The sequence below is a fragment of the Sphingobacterium sp. UBA7625 genome (assembly GCF_002484085.1).
In the GTDB taxonomy this organism is placed as follows: domain Bacteria; phylum Bacteroidota; class Bacteroidia; order Sphingobacteriales; family Sphingobacteriaceae; genus Sphingobacterium; species Sphingobacterium athyrii.
Genome location: NZ_DLJD01000009.1, coordinates 1 through 12,940 on the forward strand (window position 1 = coordinate 1; position 12,940 = coordinate 12,940).

The 12,940-nt window shown below is 41.3% G+C and carries 10 protein-coding genes; 4 read left to right on the top strand and 6 right to left on the bottom strand.

Translation table 11 applies throughout. The features are described 5' to 3' along the window. Nucleotides 1-705: 705 nt before the first annotated feature. Nucleotides 706-1,878: an acyl-CoA dehydrogenase family protein gene (locus tag B4G94_RS03595; protein WP_376786672.1), complete on the bottom strand. Its 1,173-nt coding sequence runs from the start codon at nucleotides 1,876-1,878 to the stop codon at nucleotides 706-708. Between the two features lie 127 nt (nucleotides 1,879-2,005). On the opposite strand from B4G94_RS03595, the gene B4G94_RS03600 reads away from it, so the two are divergent. Both B4G94_RS03600 and lat read left to right on the top strand, forming a co-directional pair. Continuing rightward, nucleotides 2,006-3,535: an aldehyde dehydrogenase family protein gene (locus tag B4G94_RS03600; RefSeq protein ID WP_286857211.1), complete on the top strand. Its 1,530-nt coding sequence runs from the start codon at nucleotides 2,006-2,008 to the stop codon at nucleotides 3,533-3,535. Between the two features lie 19 nt (nucleotides 3,536-3,554). Further along, nucleotides 3,555-4,841 carry an L-lysine 6-transaminase gene (gene lat / locus B4G94_RS03605; RefSeq protein ID WP_286857212.1) on the top strand — a complete coding sequence of 429 codons (1,287 nt, stop codon included), beginning with the start codon at nucleotides 3,555-3,557 and terminating at the stop codon, nucleotides 4,839-4,841. A gap of 70 nt (nucleotides 4,842-4,911) precedes the next feature. On the opposite strand, the gene B4G94_RS03610 is transcribed toward lat, so the two are convergent. The 3 genes from B4G94_RS03610 to B4G94_RS03620 all read right to left on the bottom strand — a co-directional run bounded on the left by B4G94_RS03610 (nucleotide 4,912) and on the right by B4G94_RS03620 (nucleotide 7,260). Next, on the bottom strand, nucleotides 4,912-5,676 hold the full coding sequence (locus tag B4G94_RS03610) for a suppressor of fused domain protein (protein WP_206531860.1): 765 nt from the start codon (nucleotides 5,674-5,676) through the stop codon (nucleotides 4,912-4,914). 78 nt (nucleotides 5,677-5,754) lie between these two features. Continuing rightward, the gene (locus tag B4G94_RS03615; RefSeq protein ID WP_286857213.1) at nucleotides 5,755-6,183 is read right to left on the bottom strand and encodes an energy transducer TonB; all 429 of its coding nucleotides are present in this window, start codon (nucleotides 6,181-6,183) and stop codon (nucleotides 5,755-5,757) included. Between the two features lie 93 nt (nucleotides 6,184-6,276). Then, the gene (locus B4G94_RS03620; protein ID WP_108636123.1) at nucleotides 6,277-7,260 is read right to left on the bottom strand and encodes a hypothetical protein; all 984 of its coding nucleotides are present in this window, start codon (nucleotides 7,258-7,260) and stop codon (nucleotides 6,277-6,279) included. A 141-nt stretch (nucleotides 7,261-7,401) separates the two neighbouring features. Here B4G94_RS03620 and B4G94_RS03625 point away from each other — a divergent pair, with 141 nt between their 5' ends. Beyond that, nucleotides 7,402-8,013 (top strand): DoxX family protein, encoded by a 612-nt coding sequence (locus B4G94_RS03625; protein WP_165305532.1) that lies wholly within the window; start codon nucleotides 7,402-7,404, stop codon nucleotides 8,011-8,013. A 32-nt stretch (nucleotides 8,014-8,045) separates the two neighbouring features. On the opposite strand, the gene B4G94_RS03630 is transcribed toward B4G94_RS03625, so the two are convergent. After that, on the bottom strand, nucleotides 8,046-10,157 hold the full coding sequence (locus B4G94_RS03630) for a type IA DNA topoisomerase (RefSeq protein ID WP_108636125.1): 2,112 nt from the start codon (nucleotides 10,155-10,157) through the stop codon (nucleotides 8,046-8,048). Between the two features lie 169 nt (nucleotides 10,158-10,326). Next, nucleotides 10,327-11,685, bottom strand: a complete 1,359-nt coding sequence (locus B4G94_RS03635; protein ID WP_286857215.1) for a deoxyguanosinetriphosphate triphosphohydrolase — start codon at nucleotides 11,683-11,685, stop codon at nucleotides 10,327-10,329. Between the two features lie 140 nt (nucleotides 11,686-11,825). Here B4G94_RS03635 and B4G94_RS03640 point away from each other — a divergent pair, with 140 nt between their 5' ends. Beyond that, nucleotides 11,826-12,884 carry an aldose epimerase family protein gene (locus B4G94_RS03640; protein ID WP_108636127.1) on the top strand — a complete coding sequence of 353 codons (1,059 nt, stop codon included), beginning with the start codon at nucleotides 11,826-11,828 and terminating at the stop codon, nucleotides 12,882-12,884. The last annotated feature ends 56 nt before the right edge of the window (nucleotides 12,885-12,940 follow it).

The following is a 12,940-nucleotide window of genomic DNA, read 5'->3' on the forward strand; positions in this document are numbered from 1 at the left end:
TCATTTTACCCCTAACTCGCTGTAACGGTGGCTGATTGTTTTTCCGCAGGAGGCCTTTCCGCACCCCGAAAATTTCCATTCAATCGCCTATGGGAAACATTAATCATAACCCAAGGACAAGTTATGCCTTTAGTTAGGGTTTAGTTAGGGTTTGTTTAGGTTTAGTTTAGGTTTTCATTAGGTAAAGCTAAACTAAACCTAATGGATTGCTAACTTAAATCTAACTTATTGCTAAATTAAAATCGAACTTGTCCATAAATAAGGGTAAAAAAGGGGCGATCATAAACAGTATTTGTGATTTTAGGGCTTGTGATCTACCAGGATAAGCAATTAGATAAAGTATGATCAGCCATTATATCGACAGAGTCCAAGAATCAAAAGGAATATAACGGCGGCCAATCCTTGTTATACCCATCTATATTACTTGGGCATCTGAACGAAAATTCTTTTAAGAAAACAAATAGCTTTCCCTCCCGGGAGATAAATGGGATTCAATCAGAGGAAAACACTAAATATATGGAGAATGAATTTATTAAAAACAGAATAAACGTGGCGCAGCCATCGTCTTTTTCTCAAAAACGATGGCTGCGCCACGTGAATTAAATACTATATCAGAGACAACAACACGAAATCTTAAACAAAACATCATGTTGTTATCATCAATTTGAACAATATGATGTTCCCCTATTTGATTTGCATTCAGATTTAAGAAAATGCATTAAGCCCTGTGATATCCTGGCCAGTAATCAATAAATGAATATCGTGAGTTCCTTCATACGTAATAACAGACTCAAGATTCATCATATGTCTCATTATTGGAAAATCTCCAACAATGCCCATTCCTCCCAAGATCTGTCGGGATTCACGCGCAATCTGTAAAGCCATATGCACATTATTCCTTTTGGCCATCGAAATCTGTTGTGGAGTTGCCTTACCTTCGTTTTTCAAGACACCCAAGCGCCACGACAATAATTGCGCTTTCGTAATTTCTGTCAGAAATTCGGCTAATTTCTTCTGTTGTAATTGGAATCCACCAATTGGTCGGTCAAATTGCTCCCGTTCTAAAGCATATTGAACAGCAGTTTCATAACAGTCGATCGCTGCGCCTATCACGCCCCAAGATATTCCATACCGTGCTGAATTCAAACAAGACAGCGGCCCACGCATTGAGCTTACCTCAGGTAATACATTTTCCGCGGGAATAAAAACATCATGAAAAACTAACTCACCCGTTTTAGAGGCCCTTAACGACCACTTATGTAATGTTTCCGGCGTTTCGAAACCATCCATTCCACGCTCAACAATTACCCCCCGTACTTTTCCAGCCTCATCGCGTGCCCAGACCACGGCAAGATCGCATATCGGCGAATTTGTGATCCACATCTTTGCTCCATTTAATAGAAAACCACCGTTCTTAGCGGTCAGTCGTGTTTCCATACCTCCCGGATCAGATCCATGATTCGGCTCGGTCAAACCAAAGGATCCTATAAGCTCTCCCGAAGCAAGTCGCGGCAGATATTTCCGTCGTTGCTCCTCACTACCATAGGTATATATCGGATACATCACCAAAGAAGATTGCACCGAGGCAGCCGAACGGACAGCAGAATCACCAGCCTCCAATTCCTGCATGATCAAACCATAAGAAATCTGATCCAATCCGGCACCACCATACTCTACAGGAATATAAGGCCCTAAAGCCCCTATTGCACCAAGTTTAGGCATTAACCCCGGTATTGCCTGATGTGCCTGTGCCGCATCTTCTATGACAGGTTTTATTTCTGACCGGACAAAATCACGCACGGCACCACGAACAAGCTTTTGCTCCTCGGATAACAGGTCATCTACTTGAAAATAATCAACATTTATTTGTTTCATCATCGTATAGTCTACATTAGCTTATCTAAGATAATAAAATATTTTCAAACTGAACAATATTCATTCAAAACTTGTTTAACAGAATTTTATTCCTTACATTTAACGTAATACACGAATAAAATAAACCATTATGATAAAAAAGGAACTTAAAATACTTGGCATAACCTCCCTGAATTTAGGCTCGTCAACAGGCGAGAACTGGTTTTCTGGAGGCGAAGCATTCGAATCCTTATCTCCAGTCGACGGAAAACTCATTGCGAAAGTATCAGGGAGCAGCCAGAAAGATTATGAAACCATTATCCATACCGCCGAAAACACATTCAAAGAATGGCGACTTATCCCCGCTCCAAAGAGAGGAGACATTATCCGTCAATTAGGCGATAAATTACGAGAATTGAAACCGACACTCGGAAAATTAGTCTCCTATGAAATGGGTAAATCTTACCAGGAAGGCATGGGGGAAGTACAAGAAATGATCGACATTTGTGATTTTGCCCTTGGTTTATCCAGACAGCTCTACGGAAATACTATCCATTCCGAACGTCCGGGCCATCGCATGTATGACCAATATCATCCACTGGGCGTCGTCGGAATTATTACTGCATTTAATTTCCCCGTTGCCGTATGGGCATGGAATACGGCCATCGCTTTGGTTTGCGGAAACACAGTGGTATGGAAGCCCAGTGAGAAAACACCACTATGTGCGATCGCCTGTCAGAAAATATTAGCTGATATCCTTCACAATAACGGATTACCAGAAGGTATCTCCAATCTGGTCATGGGTGATAAAGAAGTCGGTGAATGGCTTGCTGCTGACAGCCGCATTGCCTTAATTTCAGCAACTGGATCAACAAGAATGGGAAAAGAGGTCGCTGTTACTGTTGCGCAGCGTTTAGGCAAAACGCTGCTGGAACTCGGCGGTAACAACGCAATTATTGTTACTCCCGATGCCGATCTCAACATGACGATCATCGGTGCCGTATTTGGTGCCGTAGGTACCGCGGGACAACGTTGCACCAGCACACGAAGACTTATTATCCATGAAAGCATATATGACAAAGTAAAGAAACAACTGACCAAAGCTTATGGACAACTAAAAATTGGTGACCCTCTGGACACCAAAAATCATGTAGGACCATTGATCGACAAAGCCGCCGTAAAATCATATTTAAACGCACTGGACAAAATTAAAACACAAGGAGGAAAACTTCTCATTAAGGGAAAAGTACTGGAGGGAAAAGGTTATGAAAGCGGCTGCTATGTGCAACCCGTTATTGCGGAAGTTGAAAATCACTATGAAATCGTACAGCATGAAACCTTCGCCCCAATTTTATACTTAATAAAATATCAGGGTAACATAAGAGATGCGATTGCCCTCCAAAATGGCGTTACTCAAGGGCTATCCTCGGCCGTCATGACAAACAACCTGAGAGAAGCTGAACTATTTCTCAGTGCTGCCGGATCGGATTGCGGCATCGCAAACGTCAATATCGGTACCTCAGGCGCAGAAATCGGTGGAGCATTTGGCGGAGAAAAAGATACTGGAGGAGGTAGAGAATCCGGCTCTGATGCATGGAAAGCATATATGCGTCGCCAGACGAATACCATTAATTATACGACAGACTTACCATTAGCACAGGGTATAAAATTCGATTTATAAACCATTCAGATTCGAAAATATGAGCAACGTACATGAAAGACTAAGTAAACATATATTGGCGGACGGATTTCCACTGGTCATGGATATGGAAAAATCGCACGGCTCTTATGTTGTCGATGAAAATGGAGATGAATATTTGGATATGTTTAGCATGTTTGCCTCCATGGCTGTTGGCTACAACCATCCTCATTTAATTAAACATCGCGATTTTCTCGGCAAAATGGCAGTCAACAAACCAGCAATGTCAGATATCTACCCAAAAGAATTTGCAGATTTTGTGGATACCTTCGACCGTGTGGCCATACCCAAAGAACTCGCTTACACATTCTTCATCTCGGGTGGAACATTGGCTGTGGAAAACGCCTTAAAAGCAGCATTTGACTGGAAAACAAGACTTAATTTCGCACGAGGGATACAAAAAGAAGCCAGTCAGGTCATCCATTTTAAACAGGCTTTTCATGGTCGATCAGGCTATACGCTTTCCCTAACAAACACACAGGATCCCAGAAAGTATATGTATTTTCCAAAGTTTAACTGGCCTCGGATAATTAATCCCAAGCTTACTTACCCTTTAACACCGGAGCGCATAAGCCAAACAGTAAACCTGGAAGAAAAAGCAATCGCCGAGATCAATCAAGCCATTGAGAACAATCCCAATGATATTGCATGCATTATCATTGAACCCATACAAGGTGAGGGGGGTGACAATCACTTCCGGAAAGAATTCTTTCAACAACTGCGTCAGATCTGCGATGAAAATGAAGTGCTGCTCATCTTTGACGAAGTACAGACAGGCTTGGGTATTACTGGAAAAATGTGGGCTTATCAACATTACGGCGTTATCCCTGATGTCCTGGCTTTTGGCAAAAAGGCTCAAGTCTGCGGGATATTGGCGAATAAGGAAAAATTTGATCAGGTCGAGCATCATGTATTCAAAGAATCCAGTCGGATCAACTCAACCTTCGGTGGAGATTTTGTAGACATGCTCCGTTTTAAATTAATTTTGGAAGTCATTGAACAGGAGAATCTATTGGCAAATGCCGCCGAGAAGGGAATATATCTTAAAAATAAGCTGCAGGAACTGATAAACGATAAACCGCAGCTCAGTAACTTAAGGGGGGAAGGCTTATTTGTTGCGCTGGATTTTGATACTGCAGATTCCCGTAACGAATTTATCAAACGGGCTTATGCCAATAAATTGATTATGTTGGGCTGTGGCGAGAAAAGCATCCGCTTCAGACCGCACCTTAATGTCAGTAAGCAAGATATCGACAAAACAATAGCGATCATTGAAAACAGCCTATAAGACAAAATGCAGTATTGCCGAGGATTATCCCCTAACAATACTGCATTTTTGAACGGAATGTCTCAGATCACTAGTTCCTACACACATTTGGACGATCTATGTCGACCAGTTCTGAGATCCCATATTCGTCAAAACGATCCAATAAAGCGTCTGTTCCTTCTTCCAGTTTGAAATCCATCTCTTCCTTGTAGACCGGAATCATCGCATAGAAATTGATGATATTACCATCCTTCGTTTGAAGTTCCAAAAATTCCTCATCAAAACTCAACATGGGAGGCAATAAAAGCATACAACCAAAACCGGTATTTGCTATTTCCTCAGCTTCCATCCCGTTAGGGATCGTGTGCCCATAACCTAACCAGGTTTTATACTCATGCGGAAAACGTGCGAGTCTCTTCAAAAAATAGACCGGCCAATAATTGTTATCATCCTGAAACTCCTCCTCACCTATCTTCCAGTCCGCAGGAAGGACAACCATCAATTCGGCACGTTCATAAGCTTGCTTATCATCTATTTCATCCGGAACACTCATCGGCAGGTCACTCATACCGGATGTTACCAAGATATTGTACGGATAATTCGCGCTAGGTTTGATCCAATGCACATCAATATGCACCAACTCAGATATAATTTCGTGAAAAACCCAATCCGGCTCAGCGATGTATTTCGCCAAATGCTCTTCAATCTCTTCCAAATAAACACATTGTACCTCGGGGAATAGGTCTTTTGGATCTTTTTCCTCAGGTTGATTTTCATAACGATACACAGTCGAACCCCCGGCGGTAATTTCAACATCTTTCTTTCCAGTGGAGGATTCATCCTCTTCCCCACTCATGATTTTTTTGACTTTATCCCAAAATGACATACTATGCGAATAAATGGTTAAATTTTCAGATTACAGCTTGTATTTTATTTATTCAATAACAGCAACTACAGGTTGCCTAAATCTTGTTTTGACCGGCTTTCCTTTGACTAAGGCTGGCATCCATTGCGGTGATTTGCGCATTGTTGACAGTACTGCTTTAGCAAATTCAGGACTTATCTTTTCTGGATTCTCAATTTCGATATTACAAATCGCGCCATCCTCACAAACGATAAAATTAAGAATCGCTGTTTGCTTGGAGCCATATTTTACATAGGCAATGCTATCCATAGCAACTGCTGTACGCGTTAGATCGAGGTTATTTTGTAAGAACTTTGACCATGCCGTTATCCCGCCCTTAAAATAAGGAAAATCATCCACATTTTGAACTAGACTATCTGTAGGAATGTTACGAACAACGCCAGTCTGTGCCTTTGAGGTCAAACAAACGATAAAAAATAGGACTGATAAAACAGTCATTTTAAAATTTGGTGAATACATACCTGATCCTATCCATAATCATACCATTTTAACGCGTATTTGGAACAACTTATTACACTACTTTCTTCAGATTTAATTTAGAGGCATATCAACATCCCCGATAAAAGCACCTTGATCATCCAGCAAAAAGCTAATTGGTTGTTCTGGATTTTTGATAATTTCAAATAAGGTCAGCCCCCAAGGCTTCCAGAAGTTTTCCAATACCTGCCCATACGTCTTGTTCTGCCAATGATCAAATATTGGTTTCATCGACATATCTGCTAAAGGCATTGGTTCAACATAAACTTTCTGCGGTGTATTTAAATAGGTATAATCGGGCAAACGATTGAATAAATAGGCTGAATAGAAATAGCGGGCACATAATTCTTCAAACTGTATCGGGTGAAGCTTTTTGCCAGCAATCACTTTCAGTATGTCTTCGTGATAGATATTGTTTGTCGCATTATCCTGAAGGCAAGCAATGACCGCAAAGTCTTTCATTCGAATCGAAAAAATCAGGGTATTTATTTCATCACGATACATGAAGGTATCCGGTGCATTTTCTACGGGTACAACAACGAGGGAAAATGGGAATGTATTTTCAAATTCCATTGGAACAACCAACGACTGCAACATGGCATGCAGGTTGGTAAAACGCTGCGCCAAAGCCTGTGAAAAATTCATGTCCTCACCTGAAGCTTTCTGTTGGCGGATTCCTGCAAGAATTTCGTTATAAACAACTCCATAAATGATCTTTGTCATCCATTGAAAAAGTAGCAAAGGATCCAATTGGCGGACCGCTTCATAGCCTTGCTCGAATGATTGCTCAACGGCACGTTCCATCTGCTCTATTGCTTCAGCAGCAAGGATAGAACATGGAAGTTTTAAGGACTTATAGGTCACTAAATTCTCATCTAACATTTTGAACGGCTTATCTTCCAATTGAAAAGATTTCATCATCCAGACAGGAAAGACATGGATACTCTCCTCCTCAGACTGAAGTTGATTGCCCGTTAAAAAACAAATAGCCGGATCAAACTGAAATTGTTTGAATGGATTATACAAAGTTGTTGCCATAATGCCAGCAAAGTTAATACAAATCAAAAAGGACACAAGAAAAGCAAAACCTTATTACGATATGGTGACTTGCAGGTCCAAGACTTTAAATTAATTTATGGAAACCGACAATGAAAAGAATCTTATTATAAACACTAAATTATGGAAACAACAAAAGAGGAAAAATTCCAAACACTTCTTGTCTTGTCCATCAGGATATTGTTAGCACTCATTTTTCTAAGTTACGGAATGAGCAAAATCTCTGGTGGACAATTTGGAGGTTTAACCCAAGCCGAACTCAATACCCCCATAAAAGATTTGAGCTTATTCAAAATCGGCTGGTACCTTTTTGACCACCAACCATTCAAAGCTTTCATTGGAATTTCACAGGTCATGGCCGCCGCATTCCTGTTGTTCAACCGTACAGTTATTTTGGGGCTACTGATGCTCATACCTATTATTTTCAATATTTTAGTAATCGATCTGACCATTATGGGTTATGGTCTCAAAGTGGGTTTCTTTTTCAGGTTGACAGGCTATCTATTTTATATAGCATTACTACTTTTTTATTACAAGCAATCCACTTTCCCCGCTCTTCGATCGATAACGCAGACACATTCCACGCCCACTAATCTCAAAAATAAATGGACTTATCTGTGGATTCTATTAATTATTCCTTTACTAGAGATTATTCCCGCAGCGCCCAAGATGCTATTTCTGATAGCAACGCATCCGAAAGAAGTTTGGGTACAAATCATGCACTGGTTTACGTGACAACTGCGATTCCAGTGTTGGCTGATTTCAGCTTACCCCACGTTGACTTTAAAGTTTTCAAATACAAGGGGAGCATTTACGATGGCGCCCTCGCTATTTTTAACACCTTTAAACTCCGAAGTTTTCCCTTTTTCCAACAGATTCTTCATCTCCTTTTCCTCCAGAAAAATACCATTCAAGGTTCGCCAAATCTTAAAATCACAACCGCGGGCGTAGTGATCACATTGTGCCACCCGATCATAGAGCAGGATTAAGCCCTTCTCACATTTGGGGCACTTGATTTTCCCCTTCTGCTGTGGTTTGACTTCCTCTTGCGCCAATGAAATACGCAATGTCAATAACTCTTTGGTAATTTTCGCCGTATAATCCTTAATATGCTTCATAAAAACATCATAAGAAACCTTATTAGCCCGCATTTCTTCCAACTTCTGCTCCCATTTTCCAGTCAGTGTTACTTTAGCGATCGAGCGATCTTTGACAAGGTTATATACGGCTAGCCCTTTTTCTGTTGGAATCAATTTTTTCTTATCCCGTTTAATATAATCCCGTTGAAAAAGCGTCTCTATCGTTGCCGCACGGGTAGCTGGTGTTCCCAGTCCACAGTCTTTCATCGCCTGACGCATTTCATCATCCTCAATTTCTTTACCTGAAGTTTCCATTGCTTTTAAGAGGGAAGCCTCGGTATGAATCGGACGTGCCTTGGTAAAACGCTCAGCAAGTTCCAAAGTCAATATTTGCAGAAATTCCTCGGCCAGCAGTTTAGGCAGCTGGGCATTTTCGTTATCTTGGTCATCGCTGTTCTTATCCTCATCCGGAGCTTCTATCTGCTCGGCAGAAAGGCGCCACCCGTACTGTTTGATGACCGTTCCCTTTGCGATCAGCTCTACCCCCTGTGCATCTATCGTGACCGTAGTGATATCCTTTATACAGACTTCAGAGAAACTCTCGACCATACGCTTGGCAATCATGTTGTAAATATTTTGCTGTTCTTTCAACATGTGGCCCGGCTTTTCATCAGTAACCAACAACGCATGGTGATCAGTTACCTTTTTGTCATCAACAGAACGCTTATTTAACTTTGCCCCAATTAAATTCTTCGCGATGGAAGCAATAGATTCCTCCGCATGATCCGAAAGATGCTGGAAAAGTTCCTCGATATGTTCGAAAACATCCTCACCGATATAACGGGATCCCGTACGTGGATAGGTAATAACCTTTTTCTCGTAAAGTGTCTGCGCAATACCCAGGGTTTGGTCGGCCGAGTAGCCGTATTTTTTGTTTGCATCCTGTTGCAGGGAAGTCAAGTCAAACAATAAAGGGGGTTGTTCCTTTGTCTCTTTGGCTTCAACCTTAGCAACGCGGGCATTTGTTCCAACAGTCAATCGGGCGATGGTCTGTTCGGCAACATCTTTTTTGTCTATTTTGTTTGAAGTGGCTTTAAAGCTAATATTATCTTTCTCAAAGCCCGCCTGAATTTTATAAAATGCCTGCGGCTTAAAATCTTTATTTTCGAGGTAACGCGAGCAGATCATCGCCAAGGTTGGCGTCTGAACTCTTCCCAAAGAAAGAAGCCCTTTGTTGCCTGCTGCCAAGGTGATCGCCTGTGTGGCATTGATCCCGATCAGCCAATCTGATTCCGATCTTGAGCGGGCAGACATGTATAAACTATCGTATTCAGTGCCTTCTTTTAAATTAGCAAAACCTTCTTTGATTGCTTTATCCGTCTGACTCGAAATCCACAGCCGTTTAAACGGCACCTTCGAACCCAGAAAGTAATAGATATTACGAAAGATGAGCTCACCTTCCCGTCCGGCATCCGTCGCTACAATAATTTCTTCGGCCTGTTCTAATAGTGATTTTATCGTATTGAGCTGTTTGACCGCACCTGTGTCATCCATCTGCTTTCCATCCCGCTTAACTTTTTTCGATTCCAGTTTAAAATTTGCAGGTATAATAGGAAGATTGGAAATGGTCCAGCTATTATAACCGTAAGCCTGAGGCGTGCATAGTTGAACCAAATGACCAAAAGCATAGGTAAAGGCATAGCCGTTTCCGGCGATATAGCCATCTTTGACTTCCTTCGCTCCCATCACACGGGCCAGATCACGAGCCACGGAGGGCTTTTCAGCTATTACAACCTTCATTTTAGAGTATTGAGATTTGAATATTGAGATTTGAAACGCAACATGTACATGCTCTTAGCTTATCGAGTACTTTCATTTTTGCTTTGACAAGATAGCTTACAAAAGTAAGCCTGATCTTAATAAATCGATCACTGGGATCACTCGCTAACAAAATAAATTGTTCGCAAACTTATTCGATACTCGGAATTGTTATTCCTTTAATCTTACGATAGAGTTCGATGGCATATACATCGGTCATTCCAGAAACAAAATCCAGTACACAACGGATTTTGGAATAGGAGTCCTGTTTGTCTGTATAAAACTGCTCCGGAATCAAAGCGACTAATTTCTTGTCGTAATTATTTTTGTTCTTTTTAAGGTATGCTGGTACAAACTCTTTCAACAGGGCATCCATAACACGATAGCCTGCAATCTCAATCTGGACTACAGTTGGCGCATTATAGATCTTCGCTATAGAAATTTTTGAGATCTTGTTCATTTGCTTTACAATACTGTCATCCAGTGCATCCATCAATGCGGATGAAAAAGTTCCAGATAAAAACTGTTCTTGCTCACGAACAAATACATCGACACAACCTTTGATCAGGGTATTAATTGCCTTAGCCCGTAAGAGCGCTACACGACTCGGTGTATCAAGCAAACCGTCCAATCGGTCACGAAGATTTTCGGAACCACATAATGGCAATAAAAGTTCCTCGACCTCTTGGTAAGATAATATTTTTAAATGATGTGCATCCTCCAGATCAATGATATTATAACAGATATCGTCGGCAGCTTCTACAAGATACACCAAGGGATGTCTCAAATAACCCTTGGGATTGGAAGGATCTCTTAATAGCCCCAATTCATTGGCTACTTTCTCGAATGCTTTTTGCTCTTCTGTAAAAAATCCATATTTTTTGCGATGGTGGCTTTTTTTGACATGCCCATCAATAGCTAAACACGGATATTTCACAATAGATGCCAATGAGGTATAGGTCAAAGCAAATCCTTTTGGATCTTTTCCTTGAAAAGCGTGGGTCAGAATCCGCAGGGCATTGGCATTACCTTCAAAATGGGTCAGATCTGCCCATTCTTCGGCAGTCACCTGTTCCTGATACTTACGCCCTTCTCCATCTGTGAAGTAGGTGGATATCGCAGACTCCCCGGAATGTCCAAATGCTGGATTACCTAAATCATGGGACAGACAGGCCGCTGAGATAATATTTCCGACTTCCTGAAGAAATGGGTATTCGGTATCTATATTGGAATTTTCCTCCTTTAACTGTGCATAAAACATACGGCCAAGTGAACGGCCTACGCTGGCAACCTCCAAGCTATGCGTTAGCCTATTGTGTACGAAAACAGCTCCCGGAAGCGGAAAAACCTGTGTTTTATTCTGTAATCTTCGAAATGGGGAAGAAAACATCAACCGGTCATAATCCCGTTGAAATTCCGACCTAGCCACAAGGTAGCTGTCAGCTGTTCTATCTTCATAGCCCCAGCGTTTTGCAGAAAGCAAATCTTTCCAGTTCATTTTTTCAGACATAGCGCAAATATATAAAAAATAAAAATTTAGGCACCTATTAGATCAACCCGAAAAAACCGCCTAACCGGAGTCTCCCCTCTCAATTCTCATATCTCACGACTTATATGTATCTTTAACCTAAATACCAATGGGAATCAATCATGACAAAATATCAAACACTTATTCCAAAACATTTTGAAACCAATATTGAGGGGAAAAACACCCATTTACTTTTATTAAAAAATGAGGGCGGTATGCAGGTGCTTTTAACGGATTACGGCGCCCGTATTGTCAGTATCCTAGTCCCCGACAACAAGGGCAACCTAGTTGATGTTGCTCTCGGCTTTGATTCCATTCAGGGTTACCTGGAATCCGATGAAAAATACCATGGCTGTACCGCTGGCCGATTTGCAAACCGCATCGCAAACGGAAAATTTGAAATAGACGGGAAACAGTATACACTTCCGCAGAACAATGGCACAAATTGTCTGCATGGTGGAATATCGGGCTTCCATGATAAAGTTTGGGACCGTAGAGTAACCTATCAGTCTCATGTAGAATTTTACTACGTTTCTAAAGATGGCGAGGAGGGTTTCCCGGGAAACTTAAAAATAATGGTTTCCTACACGCTAACGAGAAACAACGAAATCATTATCAAATACCACGCAGAGTCCGATGCTGACACGCATATTAATTTAACAAATCATACCTATTTCAATCTTGATGGCGAGGGAAGCGGAGATGTATTGCAACAAGTGCTTCAAATAAATTCAGACGAAGTGCTGTTTGTGGATGAGAATCAAGTACCCAATGCGATCGTACCGGTAGAAGGGACGGCTTTTGACTTCAGAACCCCTAAAAAAATTGTTCAGGACATCACGGAAAATGATGAGCAGCTCATTGCAGCCAAAGGCTATGACCATTGTTATGTCAATAATAAACCAATCTCCCAGCCCTGCGCAACAGCTTACTCAAAAAACACAGGCATTCAGCTGGATGTATTCACTACCGAGCCCGGAGTACAACTGTATACCGGAAATTGGATGACGGGAAATGATATCGGCAAAAGAGGGTATAAATATCTACCTTATGCCGGATTCTGTCTGGAGACACAACATTTTCCTGATAGCCCCAATCAAGCAGAATTTCCCTCCACGCTATTAAGGGCCGGTGAATCGTTTGATTCAGAGACACACTTTAAGTTTTCAATTAAGAAATAACAAAAAAGAGCTGTGATAACATAAATATATCACAGCTCTTTTTCTTCAAGCATGTC

Coding starts and splice junctions, on each gene's coding strand:
- B4G94_RS03595 (WP_376786672.1), bottom strand. CDS start 1,878: ATGATGAAACAAATAAATGTTGATTATTTTCAAGTAGATGACCTGTTA.
- B4G94_RS03640 (WP_108636127.1), top strand. CDS start 11,826: ATGACAAAATATCAAACACTTATTCCAAAACATTTTGAAACCAATATT.
- B4G94_RS03615 (WP_286857213.1), bottom strand. CDS start 6,183: ATGACTGTTTTATCAGTCCTATTTTTTATCGTTTGTTTGACCTCAAAG.
- lat (WP_286857212.1), top strand. CDS start 3,555: ATGAGCAACGTACATGAAAGACTAAGTAAACATATATTGGCGGACGGA.
- B4G94_RS03635 (WP_286857215.1), bottom strand. CDS start 11,685: ATGTCTGAAAAAATGAACTGGAAAGATTTGCTTTCTGCAAAACGCTGG.
- B4G94_RS03620 (WP_108636123.1), bottom strand. CDS start 7,260: ATGGCAACAACTTTGTATAATCCATTCAAACAATTTCAGTTTGATCCG.
- B4G94_RS03610 (WP_206531860.1), bottom strand. CDS start 5,676: ATGAGTGGGGAAGAGGATGAATCCTCCACTGGAAAGAAAGATGTTGAA.
- B4G94_RS03600 (WP_286857211.1), top strand. CDS start 2,006: ATGATAAAAAAGGAACTTAAAATACTTGGCATAACCTCCCTGAATTTA.
- B4G94_RS03630 (WP_108636125.1), bottom strand. CDS start 10,157: ATGAAGGTTGTAATAGCTGAAAAGCCCTCCGTGGCTCGTGATCTGGCC.
- B4G94_RS03625 (WP_165305532.1), top strand. CDS start 7,402: ATGGAAACAACAAAAGAGGAAAAATTCCAAACACTTCTTGTCTTGTCC.